We start from the raw sequence: 23,662 nt of genomic DNA, 5'->3' as shown, positions 1-23,662 counted from the left end.
GAGTATAAAATGATTAAGAATATAGCGGCAGTGATGCTTGGCGGCATTGTTGGCACTTGGATGCGTTATGGTGTCATGATTTCTGTGCCTGCTGAGTGGCTGCTTTGGATCGTAAATGGTGTGGGCAGTTTTGCAATGGGTGCATTAAATGGCCTATTTGCCATCACATCAAAATATGCAAGATGGAAGCTTTTTTTGACAACAGGAATGCTTGGAGCGTTCACTACGTTTTCCACCTTTTCAGCAAGCTGGCTAAAGTTGATGGAGCATCATGCACTCACCGCTGTGATCTATGCAGTGTTGATGACGGCTCTATGCGTAATTCTCGCATCATTTGGCTATCTGATGGGAATAGGTCGTAAAAAAGCAGGTGAACGCTCATGATATGGCTTATACTAGCTGCAGGTGGAGCATTGGGGGCTCTAAGCAGATATATGGTTACATTATGGATGGGAAGGTTGACGCAGCCATATTATGTGGCTACTTTTATCGTCAATAGCCTAGGCTCATTTTTAATGGGATTGGCTCTTCATATAGCAACTGACCAACAATTGCTTTCCGCCTTCTTTGCAACAGGCTTTTTAGGGGCTTTCACGACATTCTCAACATTCGCATTTGATACAGTTCGCTTGATGCAAGAAGGAAATCATCGTGGGGTGTTTTTATACCCTGCACTTACATTGCTTGCCGGAATTGCCTTCGTAACGTTTGGTTGGCAAATAGGCTAAGATTTTAAGCGTACTATAGAATAGTGCATGAAAAAAAGGCATAAAGAGAAAATTCTCTTATGCCTTTTCATAATGATAAAAGACTATTTAGCTAATGCCAAATGTCCATAGTCAACAGTAAATAGAACAAATTATTTCATGGTATTTATTAAATCTATTTGTCACTGCTATAATAGTAGCCTAGGGGGTTGTTGCGTTGAAATTAATTGAGTGGACAATGGAAGAGCAAGAACAACTAATTGAATTTATGACAACAAATGTATGGCCATATCATATCAATTCGCATCCAGTAAGAGAGTTAATCGAAAAGACGATTGACGAGGGCGGCTACGAATCGGATGAATCAAAAACCTTTTGGCTTGTTAATGATGAAGATATCCAAGTAGGTATGGTAAAAATATATGATTTGCAGGATGATATTCCACTATTTGATCTAAGAATTGGAGAAAAGTGGCGCGGCCATGGTTATGGCACTAAAGCATTGAGATTGGTCAGCGAGTATGTTTTTTCGTTGCCCGGCAATAAAATTCGACTTGAAGGCCATACTAGGCAAGATAACATTGCTATGCGGAAAACATTTGAAAATGCTGGTTTCGTAAAAGAAGCTCATCTTCGCAAGGCATGGTATGTCCCAAAAGAAGATGACTATTATGATGCTATTACATATGGCATTACTCGTCAGGATTACTTAGAAGGCAAAACAACGCCAGTAAGCTGGGACGACGAAGGTAAAAGTGATGAGATTGATTATAAAGAAACATGGGATTTCGATGACAGTTTTGAATCTGAACGATTGATCATTCGAATGCCCCGTATGCAAGATGCAGATGCTGTTTGGGAGGCAATCTCTTACTCTGCAAAAACCTTGAAGCCATTTATGGAATGGGCTCAGCAAGCACCTAAAAAAGAAGAGACAAAGGAAAATATACGGGAAGCAATCGCAAACTTTATCGCAAGAAAAGACTTACGACTGCATGTATTTTTAAAGGACGGCGGCCAATATATTGGCTCTACAGGATTGCATAATATCAATTGGCAAATTCCTAAGTTTGAGATTGGCTACTGGTTGGATATGCGATATGAGGGAAAAGGATATATGACAGAAGCCGTGCAAAGAATTGTCCAATTCGCTTTTGAAGAGTTAGGCGCTAATCGGTTGGAAATACGATGTGACTCAGATAATACTCGCAGCCGTGCCGTCGCTAGCCGTGCAGGATTTGAGTTGGAAGGCATTATGAAGCAGGATTCTTTCTCAGCGGATGGCAAGAGTTTGCGCGATACATGCGTATATGCCAAAATCCACCCCAGCAGATTGAGTTGAAAACCTTTCGCAATAGTTCTACAAGTTACGTTTTAGACTTTCATGTAGTAAACTAGAGAGATAGATACTGAAAGAGAGGGTAAAAGGATGCCGACACCGAGTATGGAGGATCACATCGAACAAATCTATTTGCTAATTGACCAAAAAGGATATGCGCGTGTATCGGACATCGCGGAAGCATTGTCAGTTCTTCCTTCTTCTGTTACCAAAATGGTTCAAAAACTTGATAAAGATGGTTATCTAATATACGAACGATATAGAGGCTTATCTTTGACGCCGAAAGGGTTAAAGCTAGGAAAGCGCCTAGTGGAAAGGCATAGCTTGCTTGAAGATTTTTTACGGTTGATTGGTGTAGAGGAAGAACGGATTTATGATGATGTGGAGGGAATCGAACATCATTTGAGCTGGAATTCAATCGAATGCATTGCAGATTTAAATCAAGTATTAGAAGAAAACCCTGAATTCATTCAAAAGCTGAAAGACTTAAAGACCAGCCCAGCAGAATGATTTCCTAATTAAAGAGAGGAGTTAGAATAGGTGGCATCACTACAATCTGGAGACGTTGTAAAATTAGTAGTAAAAGAACAGCGCGGATCTCAATATATCTTAACTAATGACGAAATAGAAATTCCTTTGAATGCATCTGAAACAACGACAGAGTTAAAGGTAAATGAGAAGGTAGAAGTATTTCTTTTCGCTGACCGAAGAGGAAATTTAGCTGCAACGCTTGCCATTCCGCATATTCGCAAAGAAGAATACGGATGGGCACGTGTGCTACATGTGAAAGATCGTGAAGGGGCTTATGTTGATATTGGCACATCACGAGAGGTATTAGTTCCTGCTGAAGACTTGCCGAAGTTAAAGCCATTATGGCCAGAGCCGGGCAATCATATATATATTACTTTGCGAACTGATCGTGAAGGAGGGCTTTTTGGCCGTTTGATCACAGAAGAGAAAGTATTGGAAATGTATGAGGATGCTGAACCAGAGCTGTTCAACCAAAATATCCTTGCACGTCCATATCGCTTATTACCAGTCGGTACATTTTTACTTGGCGTTGATAAGCCATACCGTATCTTTGTTCATGAATCTGAACGTAAGAAAGAGCCACGTCTTGGAGCAGATATCTCTGTTCGTGTCATTGAGGTAAAAGAAGATGGAACGATTAATGCTTCCATGCTACCACGTGTTCATGAAAGATTATCAGAGGATGCAGAAGAGGTCTATAAATATCTGCAAGAAGTAGGCGGGAAAATGCCATTTAGCGATAAATCTTCACCTGAAGAAGTCAAAGAAATGTTTAACATGAGCAAGGGTGCATTTAAACGTGCATTAGGTACACTGATGAAAAGTGGCCGTGTGACACAAGAAGATGGCTGGACCATTATAAAGTAATAGCAATAGAGCAAAAAGGTTCGGTGGCCAACCCAGAAACTTTTTGCTCTTTTTAGCGTATTATTAGTAGGCCTCATTGAAAGAAGATGTGGGTAAGTAGGATACAAACCAATTGGAGGAGGAACAATAATGAAAAAACAACTTGTAGCTGTTTTGGCAGCGTTCTGTTTGACTACTGCTATCGCAACACCTATTAAAAGTTATGCCAGCACAAGTACAACAGATTCATCGGGTGAAGTTGTCAATGAAAAATTAGGGGATCCTATTGTCGTTTATGGCGGTAGCCTTTCAGATAGTGAAAAAGCAAGCGTAAAAAGTAGTTTAGGGGTTTCCGGCAATTCCGGTATAAAAGAAATTACAATTACCGGTGCGGATATTGCTAAATATATTGAAAATGGAAATGCAAGTGCACGCCTATATTCTTCTGCAAAAATTACGCCTAAAAATGAGGGCAGCGGACTAGTTATTAATATTGTAACCCCAGAAAATATTACTGAAGTCACTTCGGATATGTATTCTAACGCAATGTTGACTGCAGGTATCGAAGACGCAACAGTTGAAGTAGCGGCACCTAAAAAGGTAACAGGCCACTCTGCTTTGGCTGGAATCTATAAAGCGTATGAAGTTACAACAGGTAAAAAATTAGACCCTGAACGGACAGATGTAGCCAACCAAGAACTTTCTGTAGCGACGGATATTGCCCAAAATTCCAATGTGGACGATAAAAAGGTTGGAGAATTGTTAACAGAAATTAAAAAGCAAATTGCAGAGCAAAAACCAGCTACAAAAGAAGATGTAGCTAAAATTGTCGATGAACAACTGAAAAAATTAGAAATCAGTTTAAGCGATAAAGACCGTCAATTACTAATCGACTTGATGAACAAAATTAGTAATCTCGATATCAATTTTGGCAAATGGTCATCTCAATTAAATGATTTAAGCGGTAATATAAAAGATAAATTGTCTAAAATCAATGATGATATAAAAAATGACACAGGATTCTGGGCAAGCGTTAAAAATTTCTTTAAAAAAATCATTGATGGTATCAGCGGCCTATTCGGTTAGAAAATAGTTGTTGGTTGAACATTACCCCCATTGGACGAGAGATGTATGATTTGGGCAAAATAGCAAAGGGTAATAGAAAGAGTGTGCTACACTATTTATTACAGGGGGTGTTATTCATGGATTTCCAATTAAACAACCGTGGAAGTGAAGGATATGCATTTGAATATAAAGAAGACGGTCAAGTGTTAGCAGAGCTAACATGGACGCAGCTTGGAGATATTATGGTAGTTGACCATACATTTGTAGATCCATCTTTGCGCGGACAGGGTTTGGCAGTTAAGCTGCTGGATCGTGCTGCAGAATATGCACGTGAGAAAGATTATAAAATCGAGGCTGTTTGCTCATTCGTACTGAAGGCCTTCAGCTCAACCGATAAGTATGATGATATTAAAGCATAAAAGAACACGATAACTGATTAGCCGATTTGCGGGTAGATACTATCTGCAAATTGGCTTTTTCGTCGTGAAAAGATAAAGATACATGAATCTTTTCCATAATTGGATACGTATACTACTATGAAGTGAGACTTCACTTAGTGAGAAGCTTTCTTCTTACTTGAGTGTCAATGAAACTAAATATGAGGTGTATACATGAAAAGAACAGGAGAATTAGTTTTCGGCATTATTGGATCGCTCTTTAATTTGATTGCCATCTCTTTTGTGGGCTTACTCGTCGTCTCTATGTCAAGTGTTTCAGTCAACGAGCAATTCCAGAATGAACTTGTAACGGAGATGGAGAAAAACTATGCTAATAATCCGAATCTACAGGATATTGATCCACAAAGTTTTGCAGATACGGTTGTAGCGTTCACCGATGGCTTTGGACCATTCGGTTGGTTTTTCATTATCTGCTTTGTCATTAGCTTGGTATTAGGAATTGTAGCGTGCATTCAAGCATATAAAGCAAAGAACAAAAAAGCCAATATGGCAGGGTGGCTCTTTATCGTGGCTGCTATCTTTGCGGGCATTATTTCCTTTACTTCTTTCGCTTATTATATTGCAGCAATCATTTGCTTTGTCCGCAAACCGAAAACAGAAGATCAAACGCTTGTTAACTAATGGGAGGCCCTATCACAATCCAAACAGATAGGGCTCTTTAACTGTTAGGGAAAGCGCGTATGTTTTTTGCCTTTCAGCTTAGAAGAAATATGTATAGATTTTTCAATGGTTGCAGATGATGTGGGGAGAAGCCATTCAAAAATTATGATTGAAAAGGTGTAGGATTTTTAAAAAAGGGTATAGTTATCCTAGAACAAATTGATATAACGGGAGGAAATGATGAACATGGGAAAAAGTAAATCATTATTACTAGCAGGATTAGCGGCAGGAGCGTACGCTTATTTCCGTAAGAAAGAAAACCGCGACAAAGCAATGGAGGCCTTCAACTCAACAAAGGATAAAGTAAATGAGTTTGTAGACAAAAACTTCTCTTCTTCCCCAGATGTAAAAGAAGATGCTGTAAGAACAACTACTGGTGATGGACATACAGATCCAGAACTTACGTATGATGAAGAAGATAGCAAAATGACATATGAAGGTTCAACAATGACAAGCATCAACTATGAAAATGCTGAACAAGATGATAAATTAAATGGCGTTAAGCCTCCTGAAGAAAATAAATAAATAAAAAAAGAGTTGTCTTTGTGACAACTCTTTTTTATGTGTTTTTAGAATCCTAAAGACCGGCGGAAGTAGCTAGCATAGCGCTGACTCACAGGTATCCGAGTTCCGTCTTTCATTATTAATAAGAAAGTGGAATGCGAATCAGGTTGAATTTCTTCGATATAATCAATGTTAACAATATAAGAGCGATGGCAACGAATAAAAGTATCAGGAGATAAGAACAATTCCAAATCGCTTAAGTTTAATCGATGGTATCCTTCTTTTTGGATTGATTTAACGTATGTTTTACGTAGCTGTGTTTCTAAGTAGATCACATTTTCATGTTTGACAGGATACCAGCAATCATCGACTTTAATGGTAATGTAATTAGTTAAAAAAGGAGAAGGTTTTTGTGGGAAAATAGCTGTAATTGCACCTTTTGTCTCCCCTTCTTCCATTAAAGGGATACTCATGCCATAGTAAGGTACGCCAAATACGTCTGATTCGATAAAAGAATTAATTTTTTGACCGTAGCTTAGTGCCTTGCGAGTAGCAGAGCCCTCAGGAATGTCATCGCCCGGCTTAATTTTCAAATCAATCTTTTTGCTTGGTTGATAATAGATATATTTTTCTGTATCTGAAATAACTATTGATGTGTTGTCAGGGAAAAATTCCTTTATAACTTCTATCAATTCCTCGATAGACTTTGGATCCATGAATACCTACCTCGTTTCTTTGCATTCATCATAATACAGTACTCCCTATAAAACATAGGATGATTAAGCACTGTTATAATTATTCTCTTCACATATTATGACACAATTCTATTTTTGAAAATACTCCTTCGCGAAAAATTGTTGGTTTTTACACTGCTTTATATTGGAGAAATAAGAACGGTATATTTATAGTCGATTTAAACGAGATAAAAAATAGTAATAATAGGACAGAACTTTTAATTCTTTTAACTACAACACCCAAAGGGAGACTCTTACACCAATATAGCTATAATTTGGCTAATTTCCTTAAATGTATTTTTTATAAGAACTAGTACCCAATTTTTAAAAGAACCAATTTACTCAAATTTTCTTTAAGATTGGGTAATAAAACTATTTTCATATTACCATTTTCGTTATATAGTAAGATTAACGTGATAAAATACTGTGTAATTTTATAGAAAGATGGGGAGTTTATGCTGCAAAAACAATATTCCATTTCAGAAACAATCTCGAAAAAGTACTTTGAAGAAATTGAAATTATAGAAAACTACGAAGGCATAGAAGAGTTTTTTGAAATAGAAGCACAACTTTTAAGGCAGATTTACCAATTAGAGTTAAATGAGGCAAGGGCATCACTGCGCCAACTAATAGATATTTTAGCTATACGAGCTGGGAAAGACTTCATCCGTTCAGTAAGGCATTACTTTGTCATTTTATCATCTGTTGTCACAAGAAAATTACTTGAAAACCAAGCACCATCAAAGAAAGTGTTTGCGTTTAACACAGCATGTATACAAATGATCGATAAACAGATGAAAGATGCAGAATTCCTGCAATTTGCGGATGATTTAATAGAATTTTATATCTATGTCATCTCAGAAAGAAAACAACCATCCTATAGACACCAAACAGTAAATAAAGTCATTATGTACATAGATGATGAAGTCGAATCGGACTTTTCCGTCGAAGACATCGCCATGTATTTTTCCATTAGCACAAGCCATTTATCGCGTATTTTTAAAGAGCATGTTGGCATTACTTTAGTAGAGTATTTAAATGTTCGAAGAGTGGAAGAATCTCAATATTATCTAAGGCATACGAACAAAAGCATATCTGAAATATCAGATCAATTCCATTTTTGCAATCAAAGCTATTACACACGTATTTTTAAAAAATATGTTGGTTGTACACCGAAGCATTTTAGAGACAAGCCTGAAGAAGAATATTACCGTTATAAATTACCAGAAAGACTATTATAATTTGAAATCGTTACATATATATTGAATAAACACAATTTTGATTTGATTAGTATCCTCTATATAATGTATACTTCACTATAGCTTGAGAAATTGTAGGTGAATATATTGAAGAAGAAACTTTGGTTAGTTTCAATGGTCGGTCTTGCTCCATTTTTGCTAGCTGGCTGTAGTTCAGTGCAAAATAAAGAAGGCTTTTTCTATAGTACATTTGTAAAACCGATGGATTTCTTGCTAGACTTTATTGGGAACTCCCTTTTTAATGGGAACTATGGCGCAGCGATTATCATAATTACTGTGTTAATCCGTTTTATTCTAATGCCTTTCATGTTGAAGAACTATAAAAATCAACAGGGTATGAAAGAAAAAATGGATCAATTGAAACCCGAAATGGACGAGATCCAAAAAAAATTAAAAGCCGCTAAATCAAAAGAAGAACAAATGGCTTTACAACAAGAGATGATGGGATTGTACAAAAAGTACAATGTCAACCCATTGAATATGGGCTGTTTGCCTGTCATTATCCAAATGCCGATTATTATGGGCTTATACTACTCCATTCGTTATTCGTCTGAAGTACAAGCGCACCATTTCTTATGGTTTAAGCTTGGAGACCCAGATATTGTTATGACACTTATCGCTGGTGCTGTTTACTTTGTACAAGCACAAGTTTCATTATGGACAGTGCCTGAGCAACAAAAAGCACAGATGAAAATCATGATGTACATTTCTCCAATAATGATCATGTTCATCTCGTACACTAGTATGGCTGCACTTCCTTTATATTGGTCTGTCAGTGGTGCTTTATTGATTTTCCAAACATATCTTGGACGTAAATTTTACTCTCAACATCCAGAGAAAGCAGTTGAAAAAACCGCTGTCCCTGATTCGGATAGAAAATTGACTCCTGCAGAAAAGCAGGCTGCGAAATCAGCAAAGAAAAAATCAAAAAAATAAAGTAACGATGCAAAAGTTATAATCATCGACTTGAGTGTTCGTGAACGATTCAAAGCATTTTCATGTAGAAGCTCTATCTTTTTAGATATGGATCTTACTACTTTTGAATGCGGTATAAACTTCTAAATCGAGGCGAATTTTGCCTCGATTTTTAATTGGTTAAGGGAGGTAACAAATTGAGTTCGAAAGCACTAACAGGTGTACTTGTAGCGCTTACAAGTATTCTGGCTGTTATTTTTATTATTCGTCAAAACTTTGATTTGGCAGTTCTTTTCATTTCGTTGATGTTTACGATTACAAACTCCTTCCGTGCAAAGGATATGGCTAGGCAGGGGTATACAAAAGAAGCGAAGTGGATGAAAGGGACGGCTATATTTTTTGGAATCGCTACGCTTGTTGTATTAGCGCTGATTCTTTTTTAAAATGATGTAGTCAGCAGTTTTAAATATAAGAGGTGTAAGCAGTGATTAAAAAACATGTTAAGAAATCTTCATTTGCATTCCTGTCGATGGCGGCGCTTGCCGGCAGTATATTAGCAGGGTGCAATGATATAAAACAAGAGCCATCTGACAAACCTGTTCAAAAGGAAGTATCTCATGATCCAGCAACAGAAAAGAAAAAGACTAAAATCAAAGACGAGAAAGTAGATGCAGGGGGCTATATCATTGGCAAGAAATTGCCTAAAAAAGCCACGTATATGCAAGGGTTTTTGGTCGCAAGTAAGCAATATCCTTTGCCTGCAAGCTATGCGCCAGGAGAGAATCCGGAGGCTAGAGATGCATTTAATAAGCTAAATGCTGCAGCTTCTTTGGACGGCTTTCATTTTGATGCATTCAGCACCTATCGGTCATATGATCGTCAAGTAGAGTTATATAATGCGTATGTAAAACGCGATGGTAAGAAAGCAGCCGATCGGTATAGTGCTCGACCGGGTTATTCAGAGCATCAAACGGGTTTAGCATTCGATATCGGTGAAGTAGGAAATGAAGCAGCCTATGCAGATAATGCTTTCGGTAAAACAGAAGCAGGCAAATGGCTTGCAAAAAATGCACATAAATACGGTTTTATTATGCGTTATCCAAAAGGTAAAGAAACTGTCACAGGTTATATGCATGAATCATGGCATTTCCGTTATGTAGGTCCGAAGGCGGCAAAAGAAATTTATAAAAAGAATGAGACATTAGAAGAATATCTTGGTATTAAATAAATAGTAAAAGAAAAAGCTTAAAGCAAGTTACTTGCTTTAAGCTTTTTCTATAGGAAGTATCCCGTAAATCCTGATTATCATTTTATAATATTGGAGATAATAATCGTGAAATTGATTCTTTCATCTTAATAGTCCGTGAACGGTTATCGTATAACTCTTGTGTAAGCTCTGTAGAAAGTAGCATGTCTTTTTCGAATAGCTCCGCAAGCTTATGAGATGTCTCGCGGTGATAGATAAAGGCATTTACTTCAAAGTTTAGCTTAAAACTACGGAAATCGATATTGGCTGTTCCTACTGTGGATGCTTCATCATCAATCACAATCATCTTAGTGTGCAAGAATCCATTTTCGTAAATATATATTCTGGCGCCGGCTTTCAATAGCTGTCCGACATAGGAGTAAGTTGCCCAGTACACAAACATATGGTCTGGTTTGTTAGGGATCATAATCCGGACATCTATACCTGATAAACAAGCAATTCGGACGGCATCCATAAAGCTGTCATCCGGAATGAAATAGGGTGTTTGGATGTAAATGTACTTTTGGGCCATGCCGATTAATTTAAGGTAGGCATTTTTAATTTGTTCCCATTCAGAGTCGGGACCGCTTGAAACAATTTGAATACTGACTTCTCCTTTACGCGTAATAGCAGGGAAGTAGTGATCCGCATATTGAATATCTTTTGTGTTGGAGGCTTGATTCCAATCCAAAAGGAATCTTGTTTGCATAGGATGTACAGAACTACCTTCAAGTCGCAGATGTGTATCTCGCCAATAACCAAACTTCTTCTTTAAGCCAAGATATTCATCACCCACATTAAAACCACCGATATAACCAACGCGCCCATCAATAATTACAAGCTTACGGTGATTCCGATAATTCATGCGCGGATTAATCAGTGGTAAGATGGAAGGGAAAAATACCTCAACCTCACCACCTGCATCGATAAGTTCTTGGAAATGCTTCACATGCACGCCTCTAGAACCCATTTCATCATAAAGTAACCTTACTTGCACGCCTTGCTTCGCTTTCTTGGTAAGCTCCTTTACAATTTTGGTGCCTAGCCGATCAACGCGAAAAATATAATATTGAATATGAATATGATGTTTTGCAGATTCTATGTCTTCAAGCAATGCTTTGAATTTCTCCTCACCATCATTAAAAATTGTGACAGCATTGTCTTGCGTCAAAACCGCATGGTTGGTCGTTAAATTCATAAAAATCAACTCTTTGAAGTGCGCTGCGTCATCAAGACGAAACTCAAATGTATTATCTTGGATCGCTTCCATTTGATATTCAATTAATTGATCAATCCCAATTTTCTTGCGTCCTTCCCATCTGAAAAGATGTTTCTTGCGGAGCTGCCTGCCCAATAATATATAAAGGATAAATCCAGCGACAGGCAAAAAGAAAAGAACAAGAATCCACGCCCAAGTTGACGTAGGCTCTTTTCTTTCTAAAAAAATGATAATAGCTGCTAGCAGGATGTTGGATACTAAAATAATGGAAACAATTAAGGAAGTTAAATTCGCTGTATCCATTTAGTAGTCACCTTCTTCCGTGTACTTCTCTTTAGTATAGCCTATATAATACCGAATTCAACTGGATAAAGAAACAAACATTACTTTCCTGTTTCGAAACGTTTAAATTCAATTTTCATTTTATTTAACAGGAGATTAAGATGTTTTAAAAAGTTTGAGTAAACCTACTTGACTAATAGGTTTTCTTGTTTTAATCTAAGAATACAATTTTTATAGAATGGGGTTGTGAAGGGTTGAATACCTTTTTAATAATAATAAACGTGATAGTCCTGCTATTGCTGATTGGCTTGCTTATTTATATGAATAAAAAGCATGTCTCATTTTCTAAACGTGTATTTACAGGTTTAGGAATAGGTATCGTATTTGGGCTATTCTTGCACTTTGTTTATGGTCCAACGACAGATGTTGTCGTAAAAACAGTTGACTGGTTTAGCATTGTCGGAACAGGCTATGTGAAACTGTTACAAATGGTCGCTATGCCATTAGTATTTATTTCAATCATTTCAGCATTTACAAAAGTAGTTGCTGGTAAAAACTTCGGTAAAATTGCTGCTCTAATTTTATTTATATTAGTTGGAACTACAGCTATCGCTGCTTCAGTCGGAATAGCTTCAGCACTTGGTTTCCATCTTGATGCAACACAGCTTGTACAAGGTGATGCGGAACAAGCGCGTGGGACAGAAATTGTTCAAAAATCAGAAGACCTTGGCGATAAGTCAATGCCACAACAAATTATTGATCTGCTTCCTGCTAATCCATTTTTAGATTTAACAGGCGCTCGTTCTTCTTCAACGATTGCAGTAGTTATTTTTGCAGCATTCTTAGGCTTCGGCTATTTAGCTGTAAGACGTAAAGATGAGAAAACAGCTGACATGATTAAAACAGGTATAGATACAATCTATTCACTTATCATGCAAGTCGTAAAAATTGTCTTGCGTTTAACTCCTTTCGGGATTTTAGCAATTATGACATCGACTATTGCTACATCTGACTTTGGTGCTATATACAATATGGGTAAATTTGTTATCGCTTCGTATGTTGCGTTAGCAGTGATGTTTATTATCCATATGATCATCATTACTTTAACAGGTATGAGTCCTGTGACTTATATCAAAAAGGTATTGCCTACATTAGTGTTTGCTTTTAGTTCACGCTCTAGTGCTGGTACATTACCCCTCAATATTCAAACACAAACAAAACGTTTAGGTGTTTCTGAAGGGATTGCCAACTTTGCGGGTTCATTCGGTATCTCTATTGGCCAAAATGGCTGTGCTGGTGTGTATCCTGCGATGCTTGCCATCATGATTGCACCTAGTGCAGGAATTAATCCATTAGATCCTGGATTTATCCTTACACTAATCTTTGTAGTTGCCATTAGTTCATTCGGTGTGGCTGGTGTCGGCGGTGGTGCAACATTCGCAGCTATCATCGTATTGTCTGCTATGAACTTGCCTGTCGCATTAGCGGGTGTTTTAATTTCAGTTGAACCATTGATTGACATGGGTCGTACAGCATTAAATGTAAATGACTCTATGGTAGCTGGTGTAACAACAGCACGTATCACTGGTGAGTTAGATAAAGACGTTTACAATTCTAAAGAACAACAAGATTTAGCTGAAATTTAATGATATTAAGCTACCTTCTCTTTAAAGGGGAGGGCAGCTTTTTTTGTTGGCAAAATAAAAGCCTTCAACCAAATGATTGAAGGCTTGATGTACTAACTTTGTTTTTGTTCCCGCAATGTTTTCTTGCTTGAACGATAAACAAGGAGTACGAGTATACTTGCCAGGGCAAGCACGCCAGCTATATCGTAAACGAAATTTGCTTCTTTTGTTAAAACCCATGTGAAGAATAATGGACCAATAATCCTTCCCATATTGTCCATGGAATAAGAAAGACCAGCAGCAGTGCCATATTTCCCGCCCGATTCTTTAGAGGAGAGGGACGTATTCAAGGTTCTAGCTAAAGCATTACCAGCAGTAAATACACAAAGCGCGAATCCTGCGAATGCAAGACTCTTGGTGAACGGGAATAACAATAAGCCGATTGCTGTGACGACTTGTGCACCCATAAGCCATTTGGTTTCTGTTCCATCTTTGATGTGGCGCACAAGACCGCCTTGTATTAAGAAATCAACAAAGCCACTGAATAAAAAGAGTGACCCTAACTGAGCAGGAGTAATTTGGATTTTTTCCATTTGGAATAATTGAAGTGTCGATTCAACGCCTGCTAGCAGGAATGTCACAATAAACGAGAAAATAAATAAATATCTCACGCGATATTGAAAAAGCATAGAGGTCCCTTTTGGTATAATAGCTCTTTTTGTAGCTTCACCTTGCCGAACAGGTTCACGCAATACAATGCTTGCGTAAATAAGTAACAGGATGAGAAGGATGCTAGATACAGTGAATGGCGTGCTTAAACTAATCTGTCCAAGCACCCCGCCCAAAGCCGGTCCAAAGATAAATCCAAGACCAATAGACATGCCCATAAAGCCCATATATTTGTTGCGGTTTTCTTCAGTCGACATATCGCCAATAAAACCAGTAACGGCCGTATAAAGAGCGCCTGAGAATAAACCGCCTATAATTCGGGAAATATAAAGCATGGTTAACGATTTCATAAATAATGCAATTAATATAAAGCTTGTACTAAATCCAAGCAAACCAATTAAAATTAGTTTTTTTCGTCCCATCTTGTCGCTCAGCATCCCCCATAAGGGAGCGGTAAAAAAACTTGCAAGTGAATAAATGGTTAAAAGTCCGCCAACATGCATTTTGGCAAACCCTTGATTTACTACTACTTCAGGCAAGACAGGTATGATCAAGCCAAATCCAAAATACACAAAAAACTGAACAGACATCAGTAAGAAGAGCGATTTTTTCATGTTAACCCAACTTTCTTTAAAGACATTCGATTCAACACCCAACCATTAGATTGAATAAATAGTGAAACGTTTCACCTATAATTTCTAGTATAAGGTGAACAACGGATGAATGCTAAGCCTAGCCATGAGAAGTAAAGAAATTTATTAGTTAAGTGCTATTTGTAAATTAAATTCATTGTTTATGAGGGCTTTCCTTTCGGGAATAGACATCATAAGAATAGGAAGATTTAAGGAGGAATAGAGTAATGGATATCACAGTAGTAGCAAAAATGAAAACGAATGACGGATCAGAAGGCATTCTAGACTTAAAGGAGCCAGTATTAGTTGAAATGGAATCCGCACGGGAATTCAAAGTGAAAAATGCCTTAGAGTATCTTGGCCATACGGATATTAAAGCCCAGTCGCTTGAAATGAATAAATATGTGGCCACAAGCGTATTTAATGGTGAGTCTTACCAAACGGAGATTTCATTTAGCTATGCCTTGCGGGCAAATGGGCAGTATTTTGAACTGCAGGAGTTAAAAGGAATGATATAAAGGGAGGGATAAAAGCTGTCTGACAAAGGGCTCTCCATTTAAGACAGCTTTTTTCTTCTAGATGTGGTTTAGAGAGAGTTAAGAGGGGAATAATTATAATACATATAGAGATGGGTATCTAAGTTGGGAAGGTATCCTATAAAAAAATCATTAATTATGTAACAATATTGAAAAATTTAAAGGGTTTAAAAATGGTATTATAGAAATGAATATATAGAAGCTTATTTGGTTAATTTAAAGTGGAGAAGCAACTTTTTAAAAACAGCTTCGTCAATGAATATAAGCAAAAAGAAGAGGTGGAAAGAATGTCAAGAGATGTAGATATCACAAAAATTATTTCAAATTTATCAAAACTTGGCGTAAAGGCGACTACTACAAAATCTCGCTTAGAATTATTAAAAGCATTAGCACCACCAAAATCATCTCCCCAAACGCAAAGCTAACTTAATAGACATCCCAAACTTCGGCCCCATTACTAGTCGGAGTTTTTTAAAACGCCTCGGTCCATCAATACATGTATACCGAACGCAAACAACCGATAGCGTTTTATTATACATAAAAACGCCTAAAGAGCTTTTAGATGCTCTCTAGGCGTTTTTTTAGTTAAAAGTCATCATCGTCATCATGATTGCCAAACATATATGTGCGATGGTGGAATTTCATGCTGAAGACCAAACCTAATGCTAAAGCATTCCCCATCATAGCACTCCCTCCATAACTAATGAATGGAAGAGGTATTCCTGTAATAGGCAGTACCTGTGTTGTCATGCCGATATTTTCAAAGACATGGAATGTAATCATGGCAATAATGCCTGCACACACGTACGTACAAAACGGATCTTTCATTCGGAGTGTGAGTTTTGTTAGGTGGAAGATTAGGAAGAAGAACAAGCAAATGACAACACTTGCTCCGATAAAGCCAAACTCTTCACCTATAACACTAAAAATAAAATCGGTATGATTCTCTGGTACATATACTTCTTTATGCCTGAACCCTTTACCGAAGATTTCCCCAGAACCAATCGCATTCAACGATGCAATTAAATGGTAACCATCGCCGGATGAATACGAGTAAGGATCTAGCCACGAATAGATTCGTGCTAGTTGGTATGGGCTGAATTTAAGTTTATGGATTAAGAAGTCCTGCATATTAATAGCCATCCACAATAGTGAACCACCCATAAAAGCTGCAAAAGAGGCAACAGGGAGTATGATTTTCCACGGAATGCCGGCTACAATGATAACCGCACTAGTAATAGCCAAAAATACAAGGGATGTACCAAGGTCAGGTTGTACCATAATTAGACTCAATGGTACCAATAGAACTAAAAAGATTTTTCCTAGTAAAATCATATCTGCTTTAAAAGTCTTTAAGGGATGTGAGTCATGATGTTTGCTAACAGTCCTTGAGAGTGCAAGAATATAGAAAGTTTTCATAAACTCGGATGGCTGTATATCAGCAAAAGGTAAGTGGAACCAGCTTTTCGCTCCGTTTCGACGTTCGGCGATTTGTCCAATGCCTTCTGGTGCGATCATTAAGATGATTAGCACTAGGATACCGGCTCCATATAGATACCAAGCCATCTTTTTGTATTGGTCTGGGTCAAAGTACATCATGACTGCGACAATACAAGCGCCGACAAAATACCAAAAAAGCTGCTTTGGCACAAAGTTAGTGATATATTGGCCTGACATTTGGGCAGAGGAGATTGCCATCACGCTGACAATACAAAATAATATCAATATAAAAGCGAGCGTCCAGTCAAAACGATCGGAAAAATTTCTTTTTGAATTCATGATAGTCACCTATAGTAGTAGATTTGATACAAAAAAATATAGTGAAGCTTCAATCAATGGGCGCTTTTCTTTCTTTTTCCACCATTGATACTTGTGTTACCGATTTCAGTTGGTCATTTATACTAAGCCTACCAGTAAAAACTACCCTAGCCTATCAAATTTTAACCAATCTTTCAATGTGGAAAACTTTCTTTTTTAAAGCATCTGGCATGTCCAAAAAAGCCTCACTTCTCCTATTGTATCATGGCCTGTATAAAGTGAAACGAAAATAGATCACAAATGTTTCAAAAATGTTTATTTCCTCTTATAATAGTATAGGAAACGAGGTGATCGACTTGGCAAAAAAAATGCGAGCTGCTGATGACTATTTGCATCATCTATATGTACACAAGAATGAAATAAACCAATTTGCGATGTTGAGCGGTTTGACTTTCCGCGAATTTGTCTCTGCAGTCGGTCCGCTTCAAAATATTTTGCTGCTGAAGAATGAGTATGATGATGGTTCGTTCAACATGCATACGCGATTAGAGTTTGTGGAAGAGAAAAGTATACCGAAATTTGTAAAGAAGGCCATGGACTCTAAAAAAGACTTGTGCTGGATTGATTTCTCGGATGAACGTAAACTAAATCTTCTAACTCCACAAGAACAAGCTGAATTGCTTTATATTGGACATAAAAAGGAAGCGATTCGTTCTCCTTTCTACCACCAATTGCAAAATAAATACGTTTATTTATCTTCCCAAGATGCAAAAACATCGAAAATTTATTTCCGCGACATGTCAGACTTAAGAAAACTTGTTACGCAAGTATTCAATAATATCATCCAAGAAAAAGAACGGACTAATTTTTGGAGACGAAAGACAGGGAATATGATACCGATTATTAGAGAAGAATTAATGGGGAATTTCCGTGAAGATGTAGAAGATGGCGTATTGTTTTCGTTATACAAAATTGAAAAACCGAAGCTCTCCTATGTTTTGGAATTACGCTCACTTTCTGAAGAGTACTTTCCTGATGAAATATGGGATGATTTAAATAATTTATTGAAGAGAACTCCGGATAAGGTATTAGAAATACACAAATAGGAAATTGCCTGGACAGTTTTTAAAAACGCACACATTCCACCCATGTAAAAATGGATGAATCGTTGCATTATAAATTGCTTTTTTGAGATTCCTACATATCATAAGTAGGAATCTTTTGTTTTTTTACTGTATTATTACTTCAAAGTGCTATGATAGAAATATTAAATTACAGGGCGTATTAAATCATTTGTATTATTTTATGATGTAAATAAGTCGTGTTAAAATGGGAAGTAGAAAAAACTTGGAGGAATATAAAGAATGAAAAGAAAATTAGGCTTGTTATATGGTGGTAAATCAGCAGAACATGATGTGTCATTATCAACTGCCAAGGCTGTCATTCAAGCATTGAATTTTAATCAATATGATGTGTTTCCAATTTACATCACGCGCGAGGGAGAATGGCGAAAAGGCGCACAACTAACAATGCCTGTAGAAAATACGGATGACTTAGTATTCCAAAAGGATGGAAACGAAGAAAAACCCAATGATATATCAAGTTTCTTAGTATCAGATGAGAAACCGTTTGATGTAATTTTCCCGTTGCTTCACGGTACGAATGGTGAAGACGGTACTGTTCAAGGATTGCTAGAAGTATTGAATTTGCCTTACGTTGGCAATGGCGTTTTGGCTTCAGCGGCGGGTATGGATAAAGTCATAATGAAACAATTATTCGAAGTAGCTGGTCTGCAACAAGTGCCATATGTGTACTTTATCCGTAAAGAATGGCAGAAGAAGCAAGAAGAACTGCTGAAAGAAATGGAAGATAAGCTCTCTTGGCCAATGTTTGTAAAACCTGCTAACTTAGGATCTAGTGTAGGTATCAGTAAGGCAACTAATCATGAAGAGCTAATCAAAGCAGTGGACCTTGCTTTAAAATATGACCGTAAAATTGTCGTAGAAACAGGCATTACTGCACGTGAAGTAGAGATGGCCGTACTGGGCAATGACGAACCAAAGGTATCTGTTCCAGGTGAAATTAAACCAGTCACAGATTTCTATGATTATGATTCCAAGTACAATGATAATCAAACAGATTTATTGATTCCAGCACCTGTATCAGATAACGTGATTGCTAATATGTCCGATATGGCTAAACGTGCATTCAAAATTATAGATTGTTCTGGACTTGTCCGTGCTGATTTCTTTGTGACAGCAGAGGATGAGATATATATTAACGAAATAAACACAATGCCCGGCTTTACGCCTGTCAGCATGTATCCAATTCTTTGGCAAAATACAAATCTCTCTTATAGCGATTTAATCGAAGAGTTGATTTCTTTAGCCATTGAACGCCATGAAGAAAAGCAACAACTTCAATACCAATAAAAAAGATTGAGTGTGATTTCTTGTGAAAAAAACATTGCAGCAAATTGCAGATTGGTTAGAACTTGACCAAAAAGTGGATGAACGTCTGGTGACTGGGGTATCCATCAATACACGTACATTAGAAGAAGGCGACTTGTTTATACCGTTTCGTGGCGAAAAAACAAACGGTCATAAATATGTAGCTCAAGCCTTTGAAAATGGCGCAGTAGCTTCTCTTTGGCAAAAAGATGAGCCGAATCCACCGCAAGATGTGCCATTGCTATTTGTAGAAGATCCAGAGAAAGCTTTACAGCAAATGGCGGTTAAATATCGCGGAGAACATCTGGCTACATTCATCGGCATTACTGGGTCGAATGGGAAAACATCTACCAAAGACCTTTTAGCTGGAACGCTCTCTCCCTACTTTAAAGTTCAAAAGACAGAAGGTAACTTTAATAACCAACTTGGCTTGCCATTAACAATCCTTTCTTTAGATGAGGATACACAGTTTGCTATTTTAGAAATGGGTATGGATGGCTACGGACAGATTGAATTTTTATCAAAAATGGCAAAGCCAATGTTCACTGTTATCACCAATATTGGTGAAGCGCATATGGAAGCGCTGGGTTCTCGAGAAGGTATCGCAAAAGCCAAATTTGAGATTATTCAAGGTCTCTTGCCAGAAGGAAAGCTATATTATGATGGCGATGAGCCCTTGCTACAGCAATTAGTGGCAAAAGAGGCGCATCTAAATACAAAATCCTTTGGTACCGGCCCATCCAATGACCTTCAGGTAAGCTGGATGGAGACAACAAAAGAAGGCAGTGTGTTCTGTGTAAAAGGAATGGTAGAAGGGGAGTTCTTTATTCCTGTTCTAGGCCAGCACCAAGTAAAGAACACGTTAGCCGCAATCTTGATTGCGCAGCAGGTTGGTTTAACTGACGAAGAAATTCGCAATTCTTTAGAAAATGTTTCTTTAACGAATATGCGGATGCAACTTGTAAATGGAGAACAGGGCACTTTATTTGTAAACGATGCCTATAATGCTGCTCCTACTTCAATGAAAGCTGCACTAGAATTCATGAAGACAACCACCATGCGCAAGGACAAATGGATTGTACTTGGCGACATGCTGGAGCTAGGCCAATTGGAACAGCAATACCATGAGGATTTAGCGGTGGAGATAGACTTGCAAGCCATACATCATATTTGTTTATATGGACCTCGCATGAAACATCTCTATGAAAAGCTGATAGCGCAGGTGCCAGCAGAACGTCTCATCTGGACAGAGCAGGATTATGAGCCAATTATCGAAAGTATCCGCTCACAAGCGGACGAACATTCGATCATTCTCCTAAAAGGTTCACGTGGCATGGCTTTAGAGCATATATTAAAAGCATTTACGAAAGAGGATTAAAGAGAAAGCGTTTAGGGAAGACTAATTTTCCTAGGCGTTTTTTTTTATCTTATGTTCACTGAAATAAAACCTCCATCCGTCATTTATCGCCTTACGGATTTGAGGAGGAGGGAATACTGCCACCCCCGAATATCCTCCTTGTCAGCGGACAAAAGTCTCAACAATGAGGAGGAACGAATTTGAAAATCGGTGTCTTATGCTTGCACGGTTTTACAGGTGGACGACATGAAATCAAGACGTTTACTCAATATCTAGAACAACAAACAGATTGGATTCTCCATGTCCCCGTTTTATCTGGACACGGCGACAAACTTAATCTTAGTCACTATACAGCAGAGCATTGGTTAATGGATGCAGAAATAGCCTACAGACGATTGTATAAGAAAGTAGATATGGTCTACATAGTAGGCTTCTCTATGGGTGGGATTATCGCTATGTATTTGGCATTGCGTTATAAAGTTCAAGCTCTTGTTCTATTGAGTCCCGCAGCCAGATATATTCGCACTAAACAATTTGCGATTGATTTAAGTAAATTATTTATGGATACCCTTCATGGAGATTATGAAAAAAATGATTTTTTTCGGCTGTATGAAAAAAAGGTTATAGAGGTTCCCTTACATTCGGTGACAGAATTCACGCGCCTAGTACGTATAGTGTCGCCATATTATCACAAAATAAATACACCGGTTTGTTTTGTACAAGGTAAAAAAGATGAGCTTGTTCCATATGGCACAGCAACTTACCTATACCAAACTGTAGCAAGCAAAAAGAAAGAATTAATTTTCTCCCCTGAAGGAAAACATCTCATCTGTTACAGCGATGATACAAAAGAGTGGTTTCCAAAGGTGTTAGAGTTTATGAGAGGGTGTGTATAAATAAAAAAAGTATATAGAGTTTCATGTACGTTATAATTGCAAGAAAGTATTTACCGTGTTAGAATATTGAAAGCAATGGATACATTTTGTGCGGAGACTCTCCAAATGGATGGAGAGTACTTTTTTTTGAACATTACGGTTTATTCTACATTTATTATGAAATGTTTCAGAATTAAACCGCTCGGCAAAGACCGGGCTTTCCCTTTTTATATAAAATTCCTCTGCAAAAAGCAGAGATAGTATATGTAACGGAAACGTTCCTACCATAAAGGCTCGATTTGCCCTATATTCATCTGAAAATGTAACCATTTGTCAACTGCATAGCAAAGAAGGAGAATGAGAAGTTTGACAAATTTTTCAGAATTAAATATTAGCGCTTCTACACAAAGATCCCTTAAACGTATGGGATTTGAAGAAGCTACACCCATCCAAGAAGGTACTATTTCATACGCCCTAGAAGGACGCGACATTATCGGTCAAGCGCAAACAGGTACTGGTAAAACTGCTGCTTTCGGGATTCCGCTTATTGAAAAAGTTGACCCTAAAAATCCAGTCGTACAGGCTCTAATTATTGCCCCAACTCGCGAACTAGCGATTCAAAGCTCAGAAGAACTTTACAAAATTGGATATGACAAACGCGCTCGCATTCTTTCAGTATACGGAGGCCAAGATATCAGCCGCCAAATTCGCGCGCTTAAAAATAAACCTCAAATTATTGTAGGTACGCCTGGCCGTATTCTTGACCATATCAAACGCCGTACGCTAAAACTAGAAAACGTTGAAACACTTGTTTTAGACGAAGCGGACGAAATGTTAAACATGGGCTTCATTGAAGATATCAACACAATTTTAGAAAACGTGCCATCAGAACGCCAAACATTGTTGTTCTCTGCAACAATGCCTGCACCAATTCGTAAAATTGCAGAAACTTTCATGAAGGATCCAGAAATCGTTAAAATCAAATCAAAAGAAATGACAGTTGAAAATATCGATCAATACTTCGTGAAAGCGCAAGAACGTGAAAAATTCGATGTTTTATCTCGTCTTTTGAATGTGCATCAACCGGAATTAGCTATTGTCTTTGGACGTACGAAACGCCGTGTAGATGAGCTAGCACATGCTTTAAATATCCGTGGTTATTTAGCAGAAGGCATTCATGGTGACTTGAGCCAAGCAAAACGTCTATCTGTACTGCGCCAGTTTAAAGAAAATAAAATCGATATTCTTGTAGCAACAGATGTTGCTGCTCGTGGTTTGGATATCTCAGGCGTAACACATGTGTACAACTTTGATATTCCACAAGATCCTGAAAGCTATGTTCACCGTATTGGACGTACTGGCCGTGCCGGTAAATCAGGCCTTGCTGTTACATTTGTGACACCACGTGAAATGGGTTATCTGCGCATCGTTGAAGAAACAACGAAAAAACGCATGACGCCACTAAAACCACCTACTGCTGATGAAGCGTTGGTTGGCCAACAAGCTCTTGCAGTGGAGCAATTAAAAGAACTAGTAGAGAAAAATCATCTAAGTGATTATAGAGCGATGGCAGAAGAACTGTTGACTACACATGATGCAGTTGATTTAATAGCTGCTGCTTTGAAATCTCTAACAAAAGAACCTGATGATACACCAATCAAAATTACTGAAGAACGTCCATTACCTATGCGTCGCACATCTTCTCGCGGCAATAGTAATGGTGGCGGTCGTAGTCAAGGTCGTGGCAATTACCGTGGCAATAGAAGCGGTAGCTCTCGCGGTGAACGCGGAGAACGCAGCGGCAGCGGTCGCCGCAGCGATCGTAGCAGCAGTAGCCGTCGTGAAGGTGGACGCCGTGATAGCGGACGTCGCCAACCTCGTCGTAGCGAAGACTAATATACAAGACATCTTGTTTCGAGCAATCGAAGCAAGATGTTTTTTTATGAAACAAAAGCACCTATCATACCGTATAGTAGAAGTAGGTAAAAAGCGCGA

Annotated in this window: 25 protein-coding genes; 21 read left to right on the top strand and 4 right to left on the bottom strand. The window is 38.0% G+C overall.

Going from position 1 to position 23,662, the window contains the following annotated elements; genetic code table 11:
• Positions 1 to 9 precede the first annotated feature (9 nt).
• The 9 genes from F0527_RS14910 (at position 10) to F0527_RS14870 (ending at position 6,131) form a co-directional block, all read left to right on the top strand.
• A complete protein-coding gene (locus tag F0527_RS14910) occupies positions 10 to 384 on the top strand; it encodes a fluoride efflux transporter FluC (RefSeq protein ID WP_150285417.1) in 375 nt (124 codons plus the stop codon).
• Positions 381 to 728, top strand: coding sequence for a fluoride efflux transporter FluC (locus tag F0527_RS14905; RefSeq protein WP_066790323.1), 348 nt, complete (start codon positions 381 to 383; stop codon positions 726 to 728). The genes F0527_RS14910 and F0527_RS14905 overlap by 4 nt, the downstream gene beginning before the upstream one ends.
• A gap of 196 nt (positions 729 to 924) precedes the next feature.
• A complete protein-coding gene (locus F0527_RS14900; RefSeq protein WP_150285416.1) occupies positions 925 to 2,049 on the top strand; it encodes a GNAT family N-acetyltransferase in 1,125 nt (374 codons plus the stop codon).
• Between the two features lie 87 nt (positions 2,050 to 2,136).
• Positions 2,137 to 2,556, top strand: coding sequence for a transcriptional regulator MntR (gene mntR / locus F0527_RS14895; RefSeq protein WP_066790320.1), 420 nt, complete (start codon positions 2,137 to 2,139; stop codon positions 2,554 to 2,556).
• 30 nt (positions 2,557 to 2,586) lie between these two features.
• Positions 2,587 to 3,444: a CvfB family protein gene (locus F0527_RS14890; RefSeq protein ID WP_066790319.1), complete on the top strand. Its 858-nt coding sequence runs from the start codon at positions 2,587 to 2,589 to the stop codon at positions 3,442 to 3,444.
• Between the two features lie 129 nt (positions 3,445 to 3,573).
• Positions 3,574 to 4,509: a DUF1002 domain-containing protein gene (locus F0527_RS14885; RefSeq protein ID WP_066790317.1), complete on the top strand. Its 936-nt coding sequence runs from the start codon at positions 3,574 to 3,576 to the stop codon at positions 4,507 to 4,509.
• A gap of 116 nt (positions 4,510 to 4,625) precedes the next feature.
• On the top strand, positions 4,626 to 4,907 hold the full coding sequence (locus F0527_RS14880; RefSeq protein ID WP_147197106.1) for a GNAT family N-acetyltransferase: 282 nt from the start codon (positions 4,626 to 4,628) through the stop codon (positions 4,905 to 4,907).
• Positions 4,908 to 5,099: 192 nt separating this feature from the next.
• Complete coding sequence (locus F0527_RS14875) at positions 5,100 to 5,567, top strand: DUF4064 domain-containing protein (protein ID WP_147197108.1); 468 nt, start codon at positions 5,100 to 5,102, stop codon at positions 5,565 to 5,567.
• 225 nt (positions 5,568 to 5,792) lie between these two features.
• The gene (locus tag F0527_RS14870; protein ID WP_223823624.1) at positions 5,793 to 6,131 is read left to right on the top strand and encodes a hypothetical protein; all 339 of its coding nucleotides are present in this window, start codon (positions 5,793 to 5,795) and stop codon (positions 6,129 to 6,131) included.
• A gap of 44 nt (positions 6,132 to 6,175) precedes the next feature.
• Here F0527_RS14870 and F0527_RS14865 read toward each other — a convergent pair whose 3' ends face one another.
• Positions 6,176 to 6,826 carry a LytTR family DNA-binding domain-containing protein gene (locus F0527_RS14865; protein ID WP_066790308.1) on the bottom strand — a complete coding sequence of 217 codons (651 nt, stop codon included), beginning with the start codon at positions 6,824 to 6,826 and terminating at the stop codon, positions 6,176 to 6,178.
• A gap of 473 nt (positions 6,827 to 7,299) precedes the next feature.
• Here F0527_RS14865 and F0527_RS14860 point away from each other — a divergent pair, with 473 nt between their 5' ends.
• The 4 genes from F0527_RS14860 (at position 7,300) to F0527_RS14845 (ending at position 10,246) form a co-directional block, all read left to right on the top strand.
• The gene (locus tag F0527_RS14860) at positions 7,300 to 8,085 is read left to right on the top strand and encodes a helix-turn-helix transcriptional regulator (RefSeq protein WP_066790306.1); all 786 of its coding nucleotides are present in this window, start codon (positions 7,300 to 7,302) and stop codon (positions 8,083 to 8,085) included.
• A gap of 105 nt (positions 8,086 to 8,190) precedes the next feature.
• A complete protein-coding gene (gene yidC, locus F0527_RS14855) occupies positions 8,191 to 9,039 on the top strand; it encodes a membrane protein insertase YidC (RefSeq protein WP_147197112.1) in 849 nt (282 codons plus the stop codon).
• A gap of 176 nt (positions 9,040 to 9,215) precedes the next feature.
• Complete coding sequence (locus F0527_RS14850) at positions 9,216 to 9,461, top strand: hypothetical protein (protein ID WP_066790302.1); 246 nt, start codon at positions 9,216 to 9,218, stop codon at positions 9,459 to 9,461.
• A 41-nt stretch (positions 9,462 to 9,502) separates the two neighbouring features.
• Entirely contained in the window at positions 9,503 to 10,246 is a 744-nt protein-coding gene (locus tag F0527_RS14845) for a M15 family metallopeptidase (RefSeq protein ID WP_223823623.1), read from the top strand.
• A gap of 82 nt (positions 10,247 to 10,328) precedes the next feature.
• Here the strand turns inward: F0527_RS14845 and cls are convergent, their stop codons facing one another.
• Positions 10,329 to 11,786, bottom strand: a complete 1,458-nt coding sequence (gene cls, locus F0527_RS14840) for a cardiolipin synthase (RefSeq protein ID WP_066790300.1) — start codon at positions 11,784 to 11,786, stop codon at positions 10,329 to 10,331.
• A 233-nt stretch (positions 11,787 to 12,019) separates the two neighbouring features.
• Between cls and F0527_RS14835 the strand changes: the two genes are divergently transcribed.
• Positions 12,020 to 13,411: an L-cystine transporter gene (locus F0527_RS14835; protein ID WP_066790298.1), complete on the top strand. Its 1,392-nt coding sequence runs from the start codon at positions 12,020 to 12,022 to the stop codon at positions 13,409 to 13,411.
• A gap of 92 nt (positions 13,412 to 13,503) precedes the next feature.
• Here the strand turns inward: F0527_RS14835 and F0527_RS14830 are convergent, their stop codons facing one another.
• The gene (locus F0527_RS14830; RefSeq protein ID WP_150285415.1) at positions 13,504 to 14,673 is read right to left on the bottom strand and encodes an MFS transporter; all 1,170 of its coding nucleotides are present in this window, start codon (positions 14,671 to 14,673) and stop codon (positions 13,504 to 13,506) included.
• Positions 14,674 to 14,918: 245 nt separating this feature from the next.
• Here F0527_RS14830 and F0527_RS14825 point away from each other — a divergent pair, with 245 nt between their 5' ends.
• Together F0527_RS14825 and F0527_RS17140 are read left to right on the top strand one after the other, a co-directional pair.
• On the top strand, positions 14,919 to 15,209 hold the full coding sequence (locus F0527_RS14825; protein ID WP_147197123.1) for a hypothetical protein: 291 nt from the start codon (positions 14,919 to 14,921) through the stop codon (positions 15,207 to 15,209).
• A 305-nt stretch (positions 15,210 to 15,514) separates the two neighbouring features.
• Positions 15,515 to 15,652: an Lmo0850 family protein gene (locus F0527_RS17140; RefSeq protein WP_173668485.1), complete on the top strand. Its 138-nt coding sequence runs from the start codon at positions 15,515 to 15,517 to the stop codon at positions 15,650 to 15,652.
• A gap of 160 nt (positions 15,653 to 15,812) precedes the next feature.
• Here F0527_RS17140 and F0527_RS14820 read toward each other — a convergent pair whose 3' ends face one another.
• A complete protein-coding gene (locus tag F0527_RS14820; RefSeq protein WP_150285414.1) occupies positions 15,813 to 17,006 on the bottom strand; it encodes an FtsW/RodA/SpoVE family cell cycle protein in 1,194 nt (397 codons plus the stop codon).
• Positions 17,007 to 17,332: 326 nt separating this feature from the next.
• Between F0527_RS14820 and F0527_RS14815 the strand changes: the two genes are divergently transcribed.
• From F0527_RS14815 to cshA, 5 genes are all read left to right on the top strand, one after another.
• Complete coding sequence (locus F0527_RS14815) at positions 17,333 to 18,091, top strand: hypothetical protein (RefSeq protein ID WP_335340647.1); 759 nt, start codon at positions 17,333 to 17,335, stop codon at positions 18,089 to 18,091.
• A 258-nt stretch (positions 18,092 to 18,349) separates the two neighbouring features.
• Positions 18,350 to 19,417, top strand: a complete 1,068-nt coding sequence (locus F0527_RS14810) for a D-alanine--D-alanine ligase (protein WP_150285413.1) — start codon at positions 18,350 to 18,352, stop codon at positions 19,415 to 19,417.
• Positions 19,418 to 19,439: 22 nt separating this feature from the next.
• Positions 19,440 to 20,813: a UDP-N-acetylmuramoyl-tripeptide--D-alanyl-D-alanine ligase gene (locus F0527_RS14805; protein WP_150285412.1), complete on the top strand. Its 1,374-nt coding sequence runs from the start codon at positions 19,440 to 19,442 to the stop codon at positions 20,811 to 20,813.
• 179 nt (positions 20,814 to 20,992) lie between these two features.
• Positions 20,993 to 21,688 (top strand): alpha/beta hydrolase, encoded by a 696-nt coding sequence (locus F0527_RS14800; RefSeq protein ID WP_066790289.1) that lies wholly within the window; start codon positions 20,993 to 20,995, stop codon positions 21,686 to 21,688.
• Positions 21,689 to 22,033: 345 nt separating this feature from the next.
• Positions 22,034 to 23,563, top strand: a complete 1,530-nt coding sequence (gene cshA, locus F0527_RS14795) for a degradosome RNA helicase CshA (protein ID WP_150285411.1) — start codon at positions 22,034 to 22,036, stop codon at positions 23,561 to 23,563.
• Positions 23,564 to 23,662 lie beyond the last annotated feature (99 nt).

Source organism: Rummeliibacillus sp. TYF-LIM-RU47, from assembly GCF_008638315.1.
GTDB classification, from domain to species: Bacteria; Bacillota; Bacilli; order Bacillales_A; family Planococcaceae; genus Rummeliibacillus; species Rummeliibacillus stabekisii.
Note: the sequence above shows the minus strand (reverse complement) of the source record. Positions and strands in the feature narration are given on the sequence as shown.

Bases quoted from the DNA above. Each gene is read 5' to 3' on its own strand.
- F0527_RS14910 (WP_150285417.1), top strand. From the start codon at position 10: ATGATTAAGAATATAGCGGCAGTGATGCTTGGCGGCATTGTTGGCACT.
- F0527_RS14905 (WP_066790323.1), top strand. From the start codon at position 381: ATGATATGGCTTATACTAGCTGCAGGTGGAGCATTGGGGGCTCTAAGC.
- mntR (WP_066790320.1), top strand. From the start codon at position 2,137: ATGCCGACACCGAGTATGGAGGATCACATCGAACAAATCTATTTGCTA.
- F0527_RS14885 (WP_066790317.1), top strand. From the start codon at position 3,574: ATGAAAAAACAACTTGTAGCTGTTTTGGCAGCGTTCTGTTTGACTACT.
- F0527_RS14880 (WP_147197106.1), top strand. From the start codon at position 4,626: ATGGATTTCCAATTAAACAACCGTGGAAGTGAAGGATATGCATTTGAA.
- F0527_RS14875 (WP_147197108.1), top strand. From the start codon at position 5,100: ATGAAAAGAACAGGAGAATTAGTTTTCGGCATTATTGGATCGCTCTTT.
- F0527_RS14870 (WP_223823624.1), top strand. From the start codon at position 5,793: ATGGGAAAAAGTAAATCATTATTACTAGCAGGATTAGCGGCAGGAGCG.
- F0527_RS14865 (WP_066790308.1), bottom strand. From the start codon at position 6,826: ATGGATCCAAAGTCTATCGAGGAATTGATAGAAGTTATAAAGGAATTT.
- F0527_RS14860 (WP_066790306.1), top strand. From the start codon at position 7,300: ATGCTGCAAAAACAATATTCCATTTCAGAAACAATCTCGAAAAAGTAC.
- cls (WP_066790300.1), bottom strand. From the start codon at position 11,786: ATGGATACAGCGAATTTAACTTCCTTAATTGTTTCCATTATTTTAGTA.
- F0527_RS14830 (WP_150285415.1), bottom strand. From the start codon at position 14,673: ATGAAAAAATCGCTCTTCTTACTGATGTCTGTTCAGTTTTTTGTGTAT.
- F0527_RS14825 (WP_147197123.1), top strand. From the start codon at position 14,919: ATGGATATCACAGTAGTAGCAAAAATGAAAACGAATGACGGATCAGAA.
- F0527_RS17140 (WP_173668485.1), top strand. From the start codon at position 15,515: ATGTCAAGAGATGTAGATATCACAAAAATTATTTCAAATTTATCAAAA.
- F0527_RS14820 (WP_150285414.1), bottom strand. From the start codon at position 17,006: ATGAATTCAAAAAGAAATTTTTCCGATCGTTTTGACTGGACGCTCGCT.
- F0527_RS14810 (WP_150285413.1), top strand. From the start codon at position 18,350: ATGAAAAGAAAATTAGGCTTGTTATATGGTGGTAAATCAGCAGAACAT.